Below are 20,302 nucleotides of genomic sequence, written 5' to 3' on the forward strand. Positions count from 1 at the left end.
TTCTCAATATATGTTGCTTATTATATGAAGTTATTTACGTTTTTTTGTTTTAGGCGCTGTCTCTGTAGTTTCAAGTACAGGTTGGTTTTTCTTTTCTAAGTAGCCTAAATAGATAAATAGACAAATGCCTACGATGATGACAATAAGACTAGTCATCTGAGCTGATTTTAAGCCTAATGTTAAGTCTACATAGTCACCGCGTAAGAATTCAAGGAAGAATCTAGCTGTAGAATAGAGAATCGCATAAAGCACGAATACTTGACCTTTAGCATGTTTAAAGGAGCTAAATAATAGGAGGGCTACAAAGATAAGAATGTCGATTTGACCTTCCCAGATTTCGGCTGGCCATAATGGTTGATTGCCGTAGGTGCGATGAGCCAACGTGCTTTCAGGGTAGAGAATACCAAAATTACCGCCCGTAGGATGACCAAAGGCATCGCCATTTAAGAGATTTGCCATACGGCCTACAGATTGTGCCAAAATCAATGCTGGTGCGAATAAATCGGCAAAGGCCCAAAAGTCGATATTATTTTTACGTAAGTACCAATAGCCTGCAATGGTGCCAAGAACGACACCGCCTTGAATGGCCATGCCACCTTGCCATACAAAGGGGATTTCTAGTAAATGATTGCCATAGTACTGCCAATCAAAGAAGAACACATCCCATAATCTGGCACCAATGAGACCTGCTACGGCAACAGTAATGGAAAAGTCGATGATGTGTTCATGCCAACCTCGTCCGTCTTTTTTTAATAAAACATAGGCAACCGAGGCACCACAGATGATAGCTAAGGCTAACATGGCACCATAAGCCCTGATAGGAAAGTCACCTATAAAAAATAGATATTGATGCATATAAAACTCCTTTTGTAATAACTTGTATTGTATAAGGTAAATTATAAATTACATGTACCCTTCATGCAACAACTGAGATGAATTCTATATAATATGGTATAATATAGAGATTGAAATTGTATCCCCTTATGGGGCTAGAGTTAGGAGAGTTCATGATTCGTAAATCTACTATTTTAAAATCCTTAACAGCTTTAGTAATGTCCGCATTATCTACGACTGCAGTACAAGCTGAGGTATTGGTTCCCGTTGACCAATTCTTAGCAAATACAACGCGTCATTACGAAGCAAATCAATATAAAACATCCTATACGGTGTATGTACCTCAAACAGAGTTACAAGGAAATGCTATTGTTTTAAATCCTGCTGCCGTTGGTGAACCTGTAAAATTGCCAACTACAAGTAAAAATGGCATGACCTATGTTGATATTGAGTCTGATCCAGCTATGCTCGGTGTGAGCTATACAAAGGTCAATGGTCAATTAACATTAGGTCCTGCACCGCAAGCCTCTACAGTAAAAGCTCCTTATACAATGCAGACACCATTGTCTTGGGCCTTTGATCCATGGCCAACACAGGGGACTCCATATCAAGCAAAGCTTAATGCTAGCGGTGATAATATTATTTCTCCAAGCTGGTTCAAATTGCATAGCCTTGGACTCGAAGCAAGTCCTAATGTAAGTATTGATTATGTTAACGATTATAAAAGTAAAGGTTATCACGTATGGCCTTTGATTACGAATCGATTTGATCCTGGCTTTACAAGTGGCATCTTAGCAGATCAATCTGTATGGAAAAAATATGCTCATAACCTTGTACAATATGCCTATATTTACGGATTTGATGGTTATAACTTTGACTTTGAAAATATTGATTATGCCGACCGTGATCGTTTAACAGCGTTTGTAGCATATTTATCTAATCATTTACATCAATACAATATTAAAACATCCATTGATGTAACTGGTTATTCTGATAGCCCAGAATGGTCCTTAGTATATAACCGCAGTGCCTTTGCTAATTCCGTAGACTATGTAGTTCTCATGGCGTATGACGAAACATGGGCTAAAAGTACAACAGCAGGTCCTGTAGCAAGTTATCCATGGGTTCGCAACCATACAGAAAAAATGCTTTCTGAAGTACCATCTCAAAAATTGGTACTTGGTGTACCATTCTATATGCGCTTATGGCATGATACTAATGGCTATGCAAAAGGCGAAACTTTGGCTATGAAAAACACGGGTAGCTATTTTGCAAATTATAAAGATAAAATGACTTGGGATGATCGATTGAAACTATATTATTTATCTATCCCAACTGGCTCTGGTTCTGACCGTATCTGGTTCGAAGATAATACGTCTTTAGGTTTGAAACTAGATCTCGTAAAAGAGTTACAGCTCGGTGGTTTTGCTGCATGGCGTAAAGGCTTTGAAGATGAAAGTACTATCGCTATGATTCAAGGTAAAGACTTAGGTCGTGGCATTCCTAAATCTCCTACAGCAGTCGCTCCTGAACCTGTAGTAGAAGAAACAAAACCATTAACTAAACTTGAACAATACAAATTGCGCTTAGAGGAAAAAGAAAAGGCAAAAGCCGCAAAAGCAGAAGCTAAACGCAAGGCTAAAGAGGAAAAAGAATTAGCTAAACGTAAAGCTAAGGAAGAAGCGCAGCAAGCTAAAGCGGAGAAAAAACGTTTAGAAGAAGAGGCTAAAGCGCAAAAGGAACGTGATGCACAAGAGGTAAAGGATAAAATTGCTTCTTATAAGAGTCATGGTTCTGTTCAAAATACAACTACTAAAAACGAATTAACAAAATCTGTACAAGTAGTAAAACGCTAGAGTTTGACTGCTTTCATAGTACGTAGTAAAATAAAAATATTGATTATAAAACGGCAACTAATGAGGTTGACTATATGAGGAGGCCCCTACATGAATGAAAAATATGTAGCCCAAGATATTGAGAAAAAGTGGCAACAGTATTGGGAAGATAACCATACATTTAAAACAGAATATGATGAATCTAAAGAAAAATACTATGTATTAGAAATGTTCCCGTACCCATCTGGCAATTTACACATGGGTCACGTGCGTAACTATTCCATCGGTGACGTAGTAGCTCGTTTCAAAAAAATGAAGGGCTTCAACGTGCTGCATCCAATGGGCTGGGACTCCTTTGGTATGCCTGCTGAAAATGCGGCTATCAAACATGGTATTGCACCTAAAACATGGACACTGGACAATATCGAGAACATGAAATTGCAACAAAAAGCACTTGGCTTGTCCTATGATTGGGACCGTGAAGTTGCAACATGTAAAGAAGATTATTACAAATGGACCCAATGGTTCTTCCAACAATTTTATAAAAAAGGCTTAGCTTATAAAAAAGAAGCGAAAGTAAACTGGTGCGAAACTTGTCATACTGTATTGGCTAACGAACAAGTTATCGATGGCGCTTGCTGGCGTTGTGACAACCCAGTTGAGAAAAAAGACTTGTCTCAATGGTTCTTGCGCATTACAGAATATGCTGATCGCTTGTTAACTGATTTGGACACTCTTGATCATTGGCCACAACGCGTTAAATTGATGCAAAAGAACTGGATTGGCCGCTCTGAAGGTACAGAATTCTCCTTTGAAGTGCCATCCATTAATGAACGCGTATCTGTGTATACTACACGGGTTGATACTATTTATGGCGTAAGCTATGTAGTATTGGCTCCTGAACATCCATATGTAGAACGTCTTATTGAAAATGCTCCTAACAAAGCTGAATTAGAAGCTTTCATTACACGTATGCGCAATATGAGTGATATTGACCGTACATCTACAGAAGCACCTAAAGAAGGTATGTTCACTGGTTCCTATGCAGTAAACCCAATGTCTGGCGAACAAGTTCCTGTGTGGATTGCAAACTATGTATTGGTAGACTATGGTACTGGTGCCGTAATGGGTTCCCCTGCACATGATGAACGTGACTGGGAATTTGCTCACAAATATGATTTGCCTATTAAACAAGTTGTAGCTCGTGAAAGTGAAGAATACAGCCTTGAAAAATGGCAAGAATGGTACCATGAAGATGGTATCCTCGTTAACTCTGGTGAATATAATGGCCAAACATCTGAAGAGGCTCGTAAAACTATTACAGCTGCTCTTAACGAACGCGGCATTGGTGAAGGTAAAGTAAACTTCCGTCTTCGTGACTGGTTGATTTCTCGTCAACGTTACTGGGGCGTGCCAATCCCTGTAGTATATTGTGAAAAATGCGGTGAACAACTTGTTACTGAAGAAGAGTTACCAGTACGCTTGCCAGAGGATGTTAAATTTGAATCTGGTGCTGTATCTCCATTGGCTACATCTGAAAGCTTCCTAAATACTACATGTCCTAAATGTGGTGGTCCTGCACGCCGTGAAACAGACACAATGGACACATTTATCGATTCCTCTTGGTACTTCTTGCGCTATACAGATGCTAAAAATGACCAAGCTCCATTCGATAAAAAAATCGCTAACTACTGGATGAACGTTGACCAATATATCGGTGGTATTGAACATGCTATCTTGCACTTGTTGTACTCTCGATTCTTTGTGAAAGTTATTCACGATTTAGGCCTTATCGAAGCTAATGAGCCATTCCGTGGTTTGTTAACACAAGGTATGGTTCTTAAAGAAGGCAGCAAAATGTCTAAATCCAAAGGTAATGTAGTTTCTCCAGAAGAAATTATCAATACTTATGGTGCAGATACTGCACGTTTGTTCATTCTATTTGCAGCTCCTGTAGATCGTGACCTTGATTGGTCTGACCAAGGCGTTGAAGGTTCTTACCGTTTCTTAGGTCGTGTATGGCGTATTGTTGATGCGTACAACGAAGAAGCTAAGAAAAATGTAACTGGTGAACTTACAAAAGACGAATTTGCATTGCGTCGTGAATTACACCGTGTTATCAAAAAGGTAACAGAAGACCTCGATAACAACTTCAACTTCAACACTGCGATTTCTGCTATCATGGAACTAGTAAATGCTATGTACGCTCATAAGGACAAAGCTGAAACAATCAATAGTGCTTTAGCTAATGAATTAACTCATTCCTTATTACTTCTTTTAGCACCATTTGTTCCTCATATGACAGAAGAGTTGTGGCATGAATTGGGTGAAACTACATCCATCCACGCTGAAAAATGGCCTGTATACGAAGAGGCAGCTCTCGTTGTAGATGAAGTAGAGGTAGTATTACAAGTAAATGGTAAAGTTCGTGATAAACTTACTGTTTCCGTAAATATTACAAAAGAAGAATTAGAAACATTGGCTAAAGAGTCTAGCCGTGTTCAAGAGTTTACAGAAGGTAAAAATATTGTAAAAGTTATTTATGTACCTGGTAAACTTGTAAATATCGTAGTTAAATAACGATATTCTATTCGTTTAATACTGTAAGCCCCCAACTACATAGGTAGAAGGGGGCTTATTTTATAGTGAGGTAATTATGGCAAAACGTAGCGATTATATTTCCTGGGATGAATACTTCATGGGCGTTGCCATCTTAGCAGCGCAACGCTCTAAAGATCCTAATACACAAGTTGGTGCATGTATTGTTAGCAATGATAATAAAATTTTATCTATTGGCTATAATGGCATGCCTTTGAATTGTAGTGATGATGACTTTACTTGGGAACGCGATTCAGCAGACGATAACAAATATTTCTATACTGTACATAGTGAACTCAATGCTATTCTAAATTATCGTGGTGGCTCTCTAGAGGGTTCCAAGATTTATGTTACATTATTCCCTTGTAATGAATGTGCTAAGGCAATTATTCAAAGTGGTATTAAGGCCGTTATTTATCGCGATGATCTCTATAAGGACACAAAAGAGGTAAAAGCATCTAAGCGGATGTTAAAAACTGCAGGTGTAGAGATTATTGAATATAAACCTACAGGCCGTACTTTAAATATCACATTGTAATAGAATAAATTTTTACTATTATCAAAAGACCCTATATACAAGCGTATATAGGGTCTGTTTCATATGTAGTTTTCCAATATAAATTGATATCTACTAGAGACGTTAGACTAGACATATAGTTCTTAGCTGTCATCTAATTTATGATTGTTTTGTAGTTATGTTTTGTAGTTATGTTTATACTTGTAAACGACCATCAATCATAATTTCTACTTCTTGACCGTCACGAGTATAGCCTTTGATGTTCATACGTTCATGGCCAATCATAAAGTCTACATGTGTTAAGGAGTGGTTAAGGCCGCGTTCTTTTAATTCTTCTTCAGATAAACCATTGCTATCTTTGAGGCATGTTGGATAAGAGGCACCAATTGCTAAATGGCAGGATGCATTTTCATCAAACAATGTTTCGAAGAAGATTTGGTTAGATTGACTAATTGGGCTGAAGTGATCAACTAAAGCAACTTCGCCGAGGTAGTGGGAACCTTCATCAGTTTCTACTAATTCTTTCAATACTTCATAACCTTCTTTGGCTGTATATTCAACGATTTTACCTTCTTTAAACGTAAAGGAGAAATCAGAAATAGTATTACCGTGGTAAATTAAAGGTTTTGTACTGTACACAATACCATTAACGCCATTGTATTGTGGAGCAGAGAAAACTTCTTCTGTAGGTATATTAGCATTGAAAATAGTACCATCTTTGGAGGATTCTTCACCACCTAGCCAAATATGACCTTCTGGCAATTCTAATAGGAGGTCAGTACCATTTTCACAAGTATAACGCAATGCCTTTAAGTCTAATTTATTCAATGCTTCACAGCGGTGACGCAATTTTGCCATATGATGACGATACGTATCTTTTGGTTCTACACCTTCAATGCGGCAAAGTTTCAATAATGTATCCCATAATTGGTTAATTTTTTCTTCGTCTGTACCTTTATAGCCTAATAAATCTGCCCAAAGAACTGTTGGTACAGAAGCAACACACCATGTAACAGAAGAGTTCATGATGGCTGTATGATAGAAGGATAACGCTTTATTTAAGTTACGAGATTGTAAGGAAATACGATCTGTTGGAATACCTTCTAAGGCTTTTGGATTAGCGCTGATTAAAGATAAGAAGGCTGCCTTATCATCGATGTATTGTTTGTAGAATTCCGGTATCCAGTTAGCAGGTTTTTCTAAAACAGATTCTTTCGCATGTAATAAACGTTGACGGGCAATTGGGGAGCATCTCCAGTTCAGAACAACCTCCTTAGCACCAAGTTCATAAGCTTCTTCAGTAACAATCACTGCAAAGTCTTTATTTTCTACATCTACAGAAATAACTAATGTTTGGTCTTGCTGCAAGTTTACACCGTATTGTAATAATGTACGGGTATATTTTCTTAATGTATCTTGATTCATAATTTCTCCTTTAATTCGTCATCAATTGTTAAACTCCTGCTAGTGTGACCAATAGAGTCAGTGGTAGGAGTTTTATTTTTCATAGGGAAATCCTTCAGTAGGAGGTGCACTATGAAAGCTAAATTGAAGCCCTATATGATAATTATATTAATCCTATGTGTTTTAGTAGGAATTTGTTTCCTATGGCCTATTATAACAGATGATAGCGATTCTGTCCTAGTTGAAGGGGGTATAGATGGAAATTCTTCTATATCTACTGTAGAACAACAGCCTAATAAACCAATCGCTTATATAACAGGTGCAGTCGCTTCACCTGGTTTATATGAGCTTGAAAGCTCAGCTACTGTAGGTGATATTGTTAAGCTAGCAGGAGGACTATTACCCTATGCAGATGTAGAGTCGGTAAATATGGCTAAGCCAGTTACTGCAGGTGATCATATCCATGTAGTATTTAACTTTCACGGTAATCCTGAAGTGTTATTGCGTGGTAATAAGATAAACATAAACTCTGCCACTGCAAAAGAATTAGACTCTCTGCCAGGTATAGGCCCTGCCATGGCTAAAAGGATTGAAGAATATCGTTCACAAAAAGGCCCTTTTACTTCCGTTGAAGGCATCAAGGGGGTGAAGGGCATTGGTGACGGCGTATTTAAGAAAATTAAAGACAAAATTACAATTTAACAATCAAAATTATAATCACGAAGGTGCGGTTCTGCATACCAATACTATTCATCAAACAAAAGTGGTATTAACTCATAGTCAATGGGCACATGTTATATTAGGATCTATTATTATAGGAACAATACTAGGGTATGGAAATTATTTTCCTGTACTCAATCAAATGCACTACATCTTTGCTATAGGGATAGCCATTATAGGTGTCGGTGTTTTTAAAGCCTTACAATCGGCTAATTGGTGGAGCTCACTTGGTAAGTTAATAGTATTTGTGTCCCTTTTAATAGGACTATCGTATTACCAAACAAATTTACGGATTATACATTTTAATAGCTATACATCATATTATTTGCACCAAGAAGGAGAATATCTTGGTACGGTTGTAATTGCTCCTGAAAGAGTAAATTTGAACGGACATGAGTATTACAAATATACCATTGAAATCCATAGCTTACATCCTTATAAAGATACTGCCAAAAATGATTATATTAATGCTAAGGGCCGTTTACAGATATACTCAAAGGCATCTACCACCAAACATCCCATACGACTAGGGGAATATGCAGTTGTAGAAGGTACCCCAAAGTCCTTATTTCTTATCGAAGAGGAAGGTCGTATTAATCTTCGTGGCCGATATATGAGTTCCAATACTCGAGGACGTATCTATGATGGTGTATATAGAGTTGCGAGTCATAAAGATTTACAAGCATTTCACTTTAAAGAAACCTATTCTGAAGAACTATATAGGAAACTCTTATTTATTTGTGGATTAATACGAGAGTCTATAGATAAAACTATTTCTAATTATCTAGAGGGTCCACAACATGTATTAGCACAATCATTAGCTTTAGGTGGCCATTATAGTGAGCTAGGGGAAGATACAATGAAGGATTTTTCCTACACAGGACTTATCCATATTTTATCCATATCAGGTTCACATATTGCTCTCTTGTTAGCATTGGTATATGGACTGGGACGACTTATTAAATTAAGAAAACGAACCAGTTTGATTATGGGAATTTTAGTGGCCTGTATGTATTGTGGTGTCGTTGGTGGTGATGCTCCTGTTGTACGGACAACGATAATGAGCATACTCATGTGTATGGCTTACATAAAAGGTCGATTATATCAAGCTAAGCAAGCATTATGCATATGTGCCATACTATGTTTAGTATATGATCCTTTTTCTATATTTGATGTAAGCTTTCAGCTATCGTTTGGTGCAACCTATGGTTTGCTCATATGGGGAAAAGTATTATATGAACGTATTCAATGGTTACCTAAATGGATTAAAACACCTCTTGTATTATGTGTATCAGCACAGTTGCTCATCTTGCCTCTACAGCTATATTACTTTCATTATATTAGTATTGCTAGTTTGTTAGCAGCTTGTATAGTGGCACCTTTATTAGATTTATCTATCGTTTTAATTTTTATAAGTACTGTTATTAGCTATGTATTGCCGATATCATTTCTATGGTCATTGATAGATGTACTATTACGTATATCCTTATATTTAAATCATGTGTTAGGTCGTAGTGGCAGTTTACTTTGGTTAGGCATGATGAATCCTTATTGTGCTTATTTGTATTTGGTTCTATTAGGTTTATTTACGTATTTTTTAACCCATAGAAAAAGGTATACTGTTTATATAGTGTTATGTTTAGTTTTTATGGTCACAACCTTTGGTACTTCATATTATGTGACACAGTATCATAAGAATGCATTGGTTCACTATATTCCTATGAAGCAGTGTAATGTATTACTTTGTATAGAACCTAATCACGAAGGGGCCTATGTATTAATTGATGCGCCAGACCATATTAAAACTACACCTAATGAAAGGCTTATCAATCAAGCTATACGGGCATATGGTGTCAATCCAAAAGTTGTAAAAGTAGACTACTTTCATAGTAACGGATCTGCAAAAACAATATATAAAAATAGTATGAAAGAAATCGATGTATATAATGGACAAAGAGGAGAAAAAAATCTAAAATTAAATGATAAGACTAATACATTATTTATTACGAGTCGATCTAGTATAATGAACGAAATTGGTCGCATATTACCGGATAATACTGTTTTATTTAGTAGTCCTCATGGTGCATTACGCGATGTGGACCCATCATCAGAACACATGTATATAATGGGGTACAGTTACATTAAAGATATCTATCTGTGAAAGGAGGAACTATGGTACATATTCAACTCATTTATGGCGATGAGCCACAATTAATTGAAGAAGAAAAACGTAAATTTTTAAGTGCCTATCCTGACCTTCCAGTAACTGTATTAGATGATGAAGCTGGGCCACAGAAAATAAGTGAAAAGCTATGTGAAGATTCGCTCTTTGGCGATCAAAAGGTATTTTGTTTAGTGAATTTACCTATTATTCGTAAAAGCGGTAAAAATAGCGATGCTTGGGTTCCATTATATGAACTCATTATGGAATATAATGGGAATAATCCCATCCTTTTGATTTATCATGATATGATTGATAAACGCATCAAGCAGAATAAAGCGATTTTAGATAAAATTCCCAATCATCAATGTAAGCGCCTTGAAGGGGCAGACCTTGTGATGTGGATACGTCAGTATTGCACTTCTAATGGTTTTAAAATGACACCTGATGCACAGGAATATGTAGCTCATCTCATCGATTTGTGGCAAGATGTACCGGTTTCTTTTATGAGAACCGAATTTGACCGGTATTTTCTACAAATTATAGGTGATAAAGTCATTACTAAAGAGTTTCTCGAAGAAAATGGTAGCGATTATGGGGCTAAAAACATTTTCACCTTTAAAGAGGCTCTGTTAAAACGAGATATTGATACATTGCTTGAACTATTTCCGTTTATGTTCGGCTATAAAGAATTAGACCGTGCAATGAGCTATATTGAGGGGCAATTACGTTTACAGTTACTGGTTAGCGAATGCCGTCAAGCGGGAATGTCTGTTCAAGCTATTCAAAACTTATGTAAGGATCATGATTCGTCATTTAAACCATATCCAATTAAGCTAGCTTATGAGGCGAGTCCTAGAATTTCAATTAAGGCGCTACGAGCTTTATTAAAAGGGCTCTATGAGATTATATTGGATAGCCGTAGCAGCAAGGGCGATATTTGGCGATTTAGAGATTTATGTATTACCTATTGTGGGTATAAGGGATAAAAATGAAAGTACGTTATCGTGTTGTACCAAAACAGAATAAGAAATCATCCTTCTATGTAAACTGTCATAGCCAACATGTGACGATTCAAGCGGCGGACTCGGCCTTTTCCACATTACTTGGTTTGCGTGAAAGATTGTCTGCATGGTATAAGGAAAAAAATATCTCTTTTGACGATATTCCAACTAATACCGATACAGCTTGTTGTTTCGCATGGAAAGTAGATACTGAAACTGGAGAAGGTTTAGATACCTATTATTATGGTGGTGGCTGTGGTGCTGGTGAATGGATAGAAGCGGCAGAAGCGCAACGTGAGGCTGAAGAGGCTAAAAACAAAGTGCCTAGAGGTAAGTCTTTTGCTGGTTATGATCAACAAGATGAATATGATGATGTTGACGAAGATGATTTTGCTCCATTTGTAGAGGCTGTTGAGTTAGGCTATTTCAACAATAGTCCAGTTGTTGTGTCTCGTTCTAATCAAACGGCTGCCGCATCTAGCGGTAGTGATACTGTCGCATCTGTGAGCAGTACACCTAAAGCAAGCAAAGGTTTTGCACCTAAAAGTACTATAAAATCTACTGGAAAAGGTAGTGAAGGGGATAGCAAATATCCTCGTCGTGCACCGAAGGATGCTCCTACTGATGAAGGCATGATTTTAGGACCTAAAATTGAGGGAGTTACCTCTAAAATTATGGGCACTTTGGATACGCCTAGTGTTATTTTTGAAGGTGTATTTGTTGGTCTAGATAAACGTGATACTAAGACTGGTAAAAGTATCGTTAACGGTAGCATCGTAGACGATACGAATAGTATCAAATTTATCAAGTTTACGAACAGCCCTGAAGAAGGGGATGCGCTACTTAAACAATTGAAAGGTTTACAACGTGTACGCGTACAAGGTAGCGTCAGCTTTGATGATCGATTTGATAAGGATTATATCTTATCTATTCGAAGCATTGAAGCTATGGAAACTAATAGCGTGGAGCGCACTGAAAACCGTCCAGACTCCCGTGTAGAGCTGCACTTACATACTAAGATGAGTGATAAGGATGCCCTTGTATCTGTTAAAGACCTATTTAAAACAGTAAAAAAATGGGGTCATCCTGCGGTGGCTATTACAGATCACGGCGTTGTACAAGCCTTTCCAGAAGCTCAAGCTCTTGGTAAAGAGTTGGGCGTTAAGGTTATCTACGGTGTAGAAGGCTATCTCATTGATGATGAAATTGTTGCTCGTGATGAAGAGCTTGTAGTAGATAAGAAGAAGAAAAAAGAAAAAGATAAACGTTACCATATTATCTTATTAGCTAAAAATATGGTAGGTTTGCGCAATCTGTACAAGATGATATCTATTTCTCACCTTGAACACTATAAGGTACGTCCTCGTTTGCCTCGTTCTGTTATTGAAGAACATCGTGAAGGCATTATTATCGGCTCTGCTTGTGAAGCTGGTGAACTTATGCAATCCATTGTTCGCGGCGCTACAAAGGAAGAACTATTAGAGATTGCATCTTTCTATGACTATCTTGAAATTCAGCCACATACAAATAATATGTTCTTGGTTCGTAAAGGGCTTATGCCAGATGAGCAAGCTCTTATCGATATGAATAAAACAGTTATCGAATTAGGGGAAGCTTTAAATAAACCAGTATGTGCTACTTGTGACGTTCATTATTTAACACCAGAAGAAAAAATCTACCGTGAAATCATGTTAACGGCATGTGGTTATCCAGATGCAGATGAACAACCAGATTTACATTTACGTACCACCGATGAAATGTTGGCATCCTTCCCTTACTTAAGTGAAGAAAAGGCCTATGAAGTAGTTGTTACTAATACTCGTGCAATTAACGATAGCATTGAAGATATTAAACCAGTTCCAGATGGCACATATTCTCCAAAGATTGAAGGTGCCGATGAAGCTTTCACAGAAATGTGTTATAGAAATGCGAAAGCCATTTATGGTGACCCATTGCCTCGCGTAGTACAAGAGCGACTTGATTATGAACTAGACTGTATTATCTCCAATGGTTACGGCGTATTGTATTACATTGCTCATAAGCTAGTAAAAAAATCACTTGATGATGGGTATCTCGTAGGTTCTCGTGGTTCTGTAGGTTCTTCCTTTGCAGCAACCATGTCTGAAATTACAGAAGTAAATCCATTACCGCCACATTATGTATGTCCTAATTGTAAGCATTCTGAATTCTTTGAAAAGGGCGAATACGCAGGTGGTTTTGATTTACCACGTAAAGATTGTCCAGAGTGTGGTCATGCGCTACAAACAAATGGCCATGATATTCCGTTTGCCATCTTCCTTGGTTTTGAAGGTGATAAGGTTCCAGATATTGACCTAAACTTCTCTGGTGACTACCAAGCAAAGGCACACAAGTATACGGAAGAATTATTTGGACGCGACAATGTATTTAAAGCGGGTACCATCGGTACTATTGCGGACAAAACAGCATTTGGTTATGTTAAAAAATACGCCGAAATTCGAGATATTCAAGCTCGTAGTGGTTTCTTTGAACATTTGGCAAAAGGCTTTACCAATGTAAAGAATACAACAGGCCAACATCCTGGCGGTATTATGGTATGTCCGCGTGACATGGATGTGCATCACTTTACACCTATTCAGCATCCTGCGAATAAGAAGGAAAGTGGCGTATTAACGACACACTTTGACTATCACTCTATCGAAGGTCGTATGACTAAGCTTGATATTCTAGGTCATGATGATCCGACCATCATTCGTATGCTAGAGGATTTGACGGGTATTGATGCTAAGACAATTCCATTTGATGATCCAAAGACGTTGAGCTTATTCTCTTCTACAGAGGGGATTGGGTTAACACCTGAGCAATTACAAGGTGACCAAGTAGCTAGCTTGGCTGTACCAGAATGTGGTACGAAGTTCGTACGGGGCATGCTTGAAGATTCTCGTCCTCAAACATTCTCTGACTTGGTTCGTATCTCTGGATTCTCTCATGGTACAAACGTATGGCTCGACAATGCTCAAGATCTCATTAAAAATGGTACTTGTAAATTGAATGAAGCTATTTCTACCCGTGATGACGTAATGAACTTCTTGATTCATCGCGGTATGGATAGAAAGCATAGTTTCTTCGTAATGGAAAATGTGCGTAAAGGGAAGGGCATTGAAAAACGGAATAAACAAGGTCAAGCTACGACGGAATTTGAAGCAGAAATGCGAGAAAATAATATTCCTGAATGGTTTATTGAATCTTGTAAAAAGATTTCCTATCTATTCCCTCGGGCCCATGCGGTAGCCTATGTAATGATGGCATTCCGCATTGCCTGGTTTAAGGTATACCATCCATTGGCATTCTATGCAGCATATTTCTCCATTCGAGCGAAGGCCTTTGACTTACGCATTATGACGGGTGACCTTAAAACGCAAATGACTGAGTTCAATCGTATTAAGGCTCTTGATCGCGCTGCCAGTCCTAAAGATAAGGACCTTATGAGCGCTTTAGAAGTATCTATGGAAATGTACCAACGGGGCTATCGTTTTGTTAATGTAGATATTCAACACTCCGAAGCTAGACGCTTTAGCATTAAAGATGGTGCTTTATTGCCGCCATTCTTAGCTATAGACTCCTTAGGTGAAACAGTAGCTGATGCTATTGTAGCTGAACGAGAAGAACGTCCCTTTACATCCCTAAAAGACTTGCAACGTCGTTGTAAGGTATCTAATACCATCATTGATCTTATGAAAGAACTTAAATGCTGTGGTGAACTACCTGAAGACGAACAAATGTCACTCTTTGGGGCATAATAAAACACAAGATAAAACTTAAATACAAAATAAGCACTATATCCAAAATTGGATATAGTGCTTATTTTTCTATATTTTGCTAAAATACAATTAATAATTAATAATGTTACCCACTATAACTATACTACGAGGAGAAAATGATTTTTCTTTTTTTAACATTAATGGCTGTTATTACAGTAGTAGTTCTAGCTAAATCAAAAGAAATATATTTTGTATCTGCTTCTTTTAAAAGAAGTAAATCTTTTTTATTTATACAAATCTTCCAAGTTTTAGTAATTTATTTAGGTTTAATTTTTGCTGATTATAGTAATAAAATATTTGTTATAGTTCTATTCTTAGTATCTATATCCGAAATGCTTAAATTGGTTTATTTGAAGAAAATTGTAAATAAAGAGATTAATAAAGAAACCAATATGCCTTATAAATTAACTGATGTTATTAGTAGATTAAATATCTATAGTCGAATTATCTTTATTATTGTACTCAATACTTTTGCTAATTTTCTTTTATTTAAGTAGATTTTTCTGATAAAGGGAGTGTTAGGAAATGATAAATAAGCATAAAAATCAATCTGTGGAAATAGAATTTTGGGACATTGAGCCTGAGGATGTGCCTGAGTTAGAAGAATCCGATATTCCAGGTGTATATTTTAACGAATTCCGAGAATATGTTGATGAAGAAGGAAATATATTATCTCCATCAGATCTAGATGCAATACGGTATAAAGACGATTACGAAGATGATTATTATAGATAAAAATAATTAAAGTTTGATATTTATTGTGTTTATATTATTGCAAGTTGGTGAATTATGAGAGTTCCGATATATGAAGCTGTAGCACATTATAAAAGGAATGAGACGTTACCTTATACAGAGTATTTTGGCTTAGGCTTTTTTTCCAAGTTATCTTTAGCTGAAAAGGCTTTAGTTGATTCTAAAATATTATCTGGATTTTCTGAGTTAAATGATGATTCCTTTTCTATAACAACTCACTATTTAAATGATTGTGCTCATATAGGTGAGGATATTAACTATGAAATAGTAAATAACAAAATTTATGGTGTTTGGTATGATTACGATATAGATGATTATTATACATGTTTAGGATACATAGGTTTATTTAGTACTTTAAAATATGCAGAGAAAGCAATAGAGTGGTATAAAACCTGGGATATATTTAAAGTACATGGCATAGAGTGTTTAGGAATAAATACTATCACTCTTAATTTGAGGGGATGGACTGAAGGTTTTATAACAATATATGATTAAATTAAGAAAAAAGAGGTGTCATCATTTGATGACACCTCTTTTAAAAGTTTTGCAGTTTATTTAGTTTGGCAGATTTTGTAAATTTGGCAGATTTAGTACAAAGATTTATATTTCATCCAGTTTGTTTTGGCCATTTCTTTAAGTTCTGTACCACGGCCATCAAGGATTGCATTAATCAAGTATTTACTGAAGCCTTTAGCTTGTTGGTAAGCAATTTTTGGAGGCATAGCAAGTTCTTGTTTATCTACGCGAACATTGACGATAACAGGACCATTATGGTTAAGAGCCTCCATAATTTTTTCGTCTACTTCACTAGAATTTTGAATACTTACACCTTTAATACCAGCCGCTTCTGCAAGTTTACCGAAGTCGGGATTTACAAAGTCTGTAGCATAGTCTAAGTAACCAGAAGCTTTCATTTCCATAGCGATGAAGCTAAGTTCCTCGTTGTTGAATACAAAGATTTTGACTGGCAAGTTAAGTTGTTTTAATGTTAACATTTCGCCCATCATCATAGTGAAGCCACCATCACCGGAGAGGGAGATGACTTGACGGTTTGGACATGCATTTTGAGCTCCAATGGCATGCATCATAGCATTGGCCATAGAACCATGGTTATAGGAACCTAAGATACGGCGTTTACCATTTGTTTTTAAGTGACGGGCAGTCCAAATAACTGGAGTACCTACATCAAAAGTAAAGATGGCATCTTCACTTGCTAGCTTATTCAAACGATTAACGAAATATTGTGGATGAATTGCTACACCATCTGGTTCAGCCGCAGCATAGCTATCCAAATTCTCTCTGAATTTTGTATATTCCTTACGTATTGTATCAATAAATTCAGTATTTTCACGTTGACCTACGAGAGGTAACAACTCTTTTAACGTATCTTTTACTGTACCAATAATCCCTTGTGTAAGAGGTACACGGCGACCTAACGCACTAGGATCTCTATCTACTTGAATTACTTTTGCAGTTTCCGGATAGAATGGACGGTACGGGAAGTCTGTACCAAGCATAATGAGTGTATCGCAATGCTCAATAGCACGATAACCAGATGTATAGCCTAATAGGCCTGTCATACCTACATCATATGGGTTATCCCATTCAACCCATTCTTTACCTCTGAAGGCATGTACTACAGGAGCTTGTAAGCGTTTTGCTAATTCAACGACCTCATCATGTGCACCTTCACAACCTGCACCACAGAAGAGGGTAATGCGTTCACCTTTTTCTAAATGAGCAGCCATTTCTTCGATATCTTCACGTTGTGGAACGATATGAGGTAAGCGAGGGTGATGCCATACTGGTAATTCATCAATTTCCGTTTCCATTACTGCTACATCGCCAGGAAGGACGATAACAGCAACATCTTGATTACCAACTGCTGCATTCATAGCACGGAAAAGAATTTCCGGCATTTGTTTTGGATTGGAAACGAGTTCACAGAAACAAGAGCATTCTTTGAATAAGTTTTCTGGATGTGTTTCTTGGAAGTAATTTAAGCCTACTTCGGATTGTGGAATATGGGAAGCAATAGCCAATACTGGAACACGATTGCGATGGCAATCGAATAGACCATTAATCAAGTGTAAGTTACCAGGGCCAGAGCTACCAGCACATACAGTTAATTTATGAGTTAAGGCTGCTTCTGCACCTGCAGCAAAGGCTGCAGTTTCTTCATGTCTAACATGTTCAAAAGCAATCTTACCATTGCGACGTAAACTGTCGTTTACAGAGTTTAAACTATCACCAGTGATACCATAAATGCGTTCGATACCTGCATTGGCTAAGACTTCTATAAGTACATCAGAAATTCGTTTTTTTGCCATATTATCACCTTTATTTAATAAATAATATCAATTAAGTATTGTTATAAAACCATATATTATTATATTAGACCTCTTTGTAGTGTAATTATGTGATAAATGTTACTATTTTATGTATACATAGTTTATACATGTTTATATTGTTATTATAATATATTTTCAATCTAATAAAAATAGAAATAGAACTATAATAATAGTTATTTTATTTCAGGTTATATATTTAATATCTTTTCTCAATAAAAAACTCTTATTGTTGCATAACGTTAATAAAAGTGTTACTATTAATTCATAAACAAAATAGATGAGTCTTTGGGGATAGGTGAAATTCCTTACCGGCGGTATAGTCCGCGAACCTTTTAGGTATGAATCGGTGTAATTCCGATACCGACAGTACAGTCTGGATGAGAAAAGACGAAGCACATTTGACGTGCGTATTTATGATTACCCAAGGACTATGTATATAGTCCTTTTTTTTATTGAGGTGATATGGTGGATGACGTAGCATATATGAAACGCGCCATTGCACTGGCAAAATTAGCCACAGGTCACACCTCGCCAAATCCTTTGGTGGGTGCCGTAGTGGTTAAAGACAATACAATAATCGGTGAAGGTTATCATCATAAGGCTGGTACAGCTCATGCTGAGGTTCATGCCTTAAACCAAGCTGGTGATAATGCTAAAGGTGCTACTTTATATGTAACCTTAGAGCCATGCTCTCATTATGGTAAAACTCCACCTTGTGCGCTGCGTATTATTGAGGCTGGCATAGCTAAGGTCGTTGTAGGTAGTACAGATCCTAATCCACTAGTATCGGGAAAGGGTATGGATTTACTTCGTGAAGCAGGCATAGAGGTTGTTTGCCCTGTATGTAGTGAGGAATGTGCTGAACTAAATGAGCATTTCTTTACATATATACAGACAGGTAAACCTTTTGTAACTATTAAAAGTGCTATGTCCCTTGATGGTAAGATTGCCACTTTTACCGGCCAATCCCAATGGATTACGAATGATTCCTCCCGCCGAGATGGACATATACTGCGTGCTACTCATGATGCCATGCTCGTTGGCATTGGTACAATTTTGGCCGATAATCCTCAATTAAACTGTCGTTTAACTGACACTGAATTATCAGAGGCTTTATTAGATACAAGCATACTTGATGAAACGATTCATGTTCATCAGCCTGATGTAATCATCTTAGATAGTCTAGGTAGAACACCTACCACAAGTCATGTATTTGAAGTAGATAATCGCAAGGTACATATATTTGTATCGAAAGGCTGTCCTAAAGAACGGATACAGGCGCTAGAACAAGTAGGGGCTCTTGTTACTGTTGTTGAATCAGTTGCTACTCGTAAAAGTAAAAGTACAGATATCGTAATAGATATTAAAAAACTATCTATTGATGATATTCTTACGAAGTTGGGTGATTTTGGTTATACTTCAGTATTAGTTGAAGGTGGCTCTGCCATTATAAGTTCATTTGTAGAAACATTGAACTTTGATAAGGTTGTTACCTATATTGGTAATACAATAATCGGTGGAACAGAGGCTACACCTGCTGTAGGTGGTCGTGGCTTTGAAAGTTTAGAATCTTCTCCGCAGTTAACTTTTACAAAAACTAACATATTAGATAATAACATTCGCATCGAAGCGTATCGTCAAGGAAGGAGGGGCGCTTATGTTCACGGGAATCGTTGAAGAAATCGGCCGTGTAGAGAGCATTAAAAAGGGCCCTAAATCCTTAGCCATAACAATTCGGGGGAATAAAATATTTAGTGATTTAAAAATAGGTGACTCCGTAGCTGTTAATGGTGTATGTTTAACGGCTACAACGATTGGTAATGGCGTATTTACAGCTGATGTTATGCCTGAGTCAATCAAGATGACTACGTTCACAAATTTGAAAGTTCATCAACCAGTCAACTTAGAGCGTGCTATGCTCGCTAACGGTAGATTTGGTGGTCATATTGTGGCAGGTCACGTAGATGGGACGGGCCGCATCATTAATCGGGAACAAACGGATAATGCCATTATCTTTACCGTAGAGGCCCCGAAATCCGTAATGGATTACGTTATTTATAAGGGCTCTATTACCATCGATGGTATTAGCCTCACAATTATGCGACGAACGGACAGCAGTTTTTCCGTATCTATCATTCCTCATACCTTGGGCGAAACTATTTTAGGTTCTGCTCATATCGGTACAGAGGTTAATTTAGAAACGGATATCGCTGGTCGATATATTCGTCATTTTATGAATCTCGGTAGTGAACCTACCGAAGAAAAACCTAAGAAATCTATGCAATCCCTCTTAGTAGAGAATGGATTTATATAAAGTAAGGAGCG

General features: G+C 37.2%; 15 protein-coding genes and 1 riboswitch. Of the genes, 12 read left to right on the top strand and 3 right to left on the bottom strand.

Going from position 1 to position 20,302, the window contains the following annotated elements:
• Nucleotides 1-30: 30 nt before the first annotated feature.
• Nucleotides 31-855, bottom strand: coding sequence for a prolipoprotein diacylglyceryl transferase (gene lgt, locus EL171_RS04775; RefSeq protein WP_005386563.1), 825 nt, complete (start codon nt 853-855; stop codon nt 31-33).
• Between the two features lie 152 nt (nt 856-1,007).
• Here lgt and EL171_RS04780 point away from each other — a divergent pair, with 152 nt between their 5' ends.
• The 3 genes from EL171_RS04780 (at nt 1,008) to EL171_RS04790 (ending at nt 5,805) form a co-directional block, all read left to right on the top strand.
• Nucleotides 1,008-2,690, top strand: a complete 1,683-nt coding sequence (locus EL171_RS04780; protein WP_039969183.1) for a glycosyl hydrolase family 18 protein — start codon at nt 1,008-1,010, stop codon at nt 2,688-2,690.
• A 90-nt stretch (nt 2,691-2,780) separates the two neighbouring features.
• Nucleotides 2,781-5,249, top strand: coding sequence for a leucine--tRNA ligase (gene leuS, locus EL171_RS04785; protein ID WP_005386567.1), 2,469 nt, complete (start codon nt 2,781-2,783; stop codon nt 5,247-5,249).
• 76 nt (nt 5,250-5,325) lie between these two features.
• Nucleotides 5,326-5,805 carry a deoxycytidylate deaminase gene (locus tag EL171_RS04790; RefSeq protein WP_005386569.1) on the top strand — a complete coding sequence of 160 codons (480 nt, stop codon included), beginning with the start codon at nt 5,326-5,328 and terminating at the stop codon, nt 5,803-5,805.
• A gap of 174 nt (nt 5,806-5,979) precedes the next feature.
• Here the strand turns inward: EL171_RS04790 and EL171_RS04795 are convergent, their stop codons facing one another.
• The gene (locus EL171_RS04795; RefSeq protein WP_005386571.1) at nt 5,980-7,209 is read right to left on the bottom strand and encodes an aminopeptidase; all 1,230 of its coding nucleotides are present in this window, start codon (nt 7,207-7,209) and stop codon (nt 5,980-5,982) included.
• A gap of 111 nt (nt 7,210-7,320) precedes the next feature.
• Here EL171_RS04795 and EL171_RS04800 point away from each other — a divergent pair, with 111 nt between their 5' ends.
• The 7 genes from EL171_RS04800 to EL171_RS04830 all read left to right on the top strand — a co-directional run bounded on the left by EL171_RS04800 (nt 7,321) and on the right by EL171_RS04830 (nt 16,121).
• Nucleotides 7,321-7,890 carry a ComEA family DNA-binding protein gene (locus tag EL171_RS04800; protein ID WP_005386573.1) on the top strand — a complete coding sequence of 190 codons (570 nt, stop codon included), beginning with the start codon at nt 7,321-7,323 and terminating at the stop codon, nt 7,888-7,890.
• Nucleotides 7,847-10,069, top strand: coding sequence for a ComEC/Rec2 family competence protein (locus EL171_RS04805; protein ID WP_005386574.1), 2,223 nt, complete (start codon nt 7,847-7,849; stop codon nt 10,067-10,069). The genes EL171_RS04800 and EL171_RS04805 overlap by 44 nt, the downstream gene beginning before the upstream one ends.
• Before the next feature lie 11 nt (nt 10,070-10,080).
• Nucleotides 10,081-11,058: a DNA polymerase III subunit delta gene (gene holA / locus EL171_RS04810; protein ID WP_039969188.1), complete on the top strand. Its 978-nt coding sequence runs from the start codon at nt 10,081-10,083 to the stop codon at nt 11,056-11,058.
• Between the two features lie 2 nt (nt 11,059-11,060).
• On the top strand, nt 11,061-14,852 hold the full coding sequence (locus EL171_RS04815; protein ID WP_005386577.1) for a PolC-type DNA polymerase III: 3,792 nt from the start codon (nt 11,061-11,063) through the stop codon (nt 14,850-14,852).
• A gap of 161 nt (nt 14,853-15,013) precedes the next feature.
• Nucleotides 15,014-15,370: a hypothetical protein gene (locus tag EL171_RS04820; protein WP_126413483.1), complete on the top strand. Its 357-nt coding sequence runs from the start codon at nt 15,014-15,016 to the stop codon at nt 15,368-15,370.
• A 55-nt stretch (nt 15,371-15,425) separates the two neighbouring features.
• Complete coding sequence (locus EL171_RS04825) at nt 15,426-15,608, top strand: hypothetical protein (RefSeq protein WP_232013656.1); 183 nt, start codon at nt 15,426-15,428, stop codon at nt 15,606-15,608.
• A 54-nt stretch (nt 15,609-15,662) separates the two neighbouring features.
• On the top strand, nt 15,663-16,121 hold the full coding sequence (locus EL171_RS04830; RefSeq protein WP_005386583.1) for a hypothetical protein: 459 nt from the start codon (nt 15,663-15,665) through the stop codon (nt 16,119-16,121).
• Nucleotides 16,122-16,213: 92 nt separating this feature from the next.
• On the opposite strand, the gene poxB is transcribed toward EL171_RS04830, so the two are convergent.
• Nucleotides 16,214-17,956 carry a ubiquinone-dependent pyruvate dehydrogenase gene (gene poxB, locus EL171_RS04835; RefSeq protein WP_005386585.1) on the bottom strand — a complete coding sequence of 581 codons (1,743 nt, stop codon included), beginning with the start codon at nt 17,954-17,956 and terminating at the stop codon, nt 16,214-16,216.
• A 298-nt stretch (nt 17,957-18,254) separates the two neighbouring features.
• Nucleotides 18,255-18,370, top strand: a riboswitch (FMN riboswitch).
• A 69-nt stretch (nt 18,371-18,439) separates the two neighbouring features.
• On the opposite strand from poxB, the gene ribD reads away from it, so the two are divergent.
• Together ribD and EL171_RS04845 are read left to right on the top strand one after the other, a co-directional pair.
• A complete protein-coding gene (gene ribD, locus EL171_RS04840) occupies nt 18,440-19,654 on the top strand; it encodes a bifunctional diaminohydroxyphosphoribosylaminopyrimidine deaminase/5-amino-6-(5-phosphoribosylamino)uracil reductase RibD (RefSeq protein WP_005386587.1) in 1,215 nt (404 codons plus the stop codon).
• The gene (locus tag EL171_RS04845) at nt 19,635-20,291 is read left to right on the top strand and encodes a riboflavin synthase (protein ID WP_005386588.1); all 657 of its coding nucleotides are present in this window, start codon (nt 19,635-19,637) and stop codon (nt 20,289-20,291) included. The genes ribD and EL171_RS04845 overlap by 20 nt, the downstream gene beginning before the upstream one ends.
• Nucleotides 20,292-20,302: the final 11 nt, after the last annotated feature.

This window comes from Veillonella dispar (assembly GCF_900637515.1).
In the GTDB taxonomy this organism is placed as follows: Bacteria; Bacillota; Negativicutes; order Veillonellales; family Veillonellaceae; genus Veillonella; species Veillonella dispar.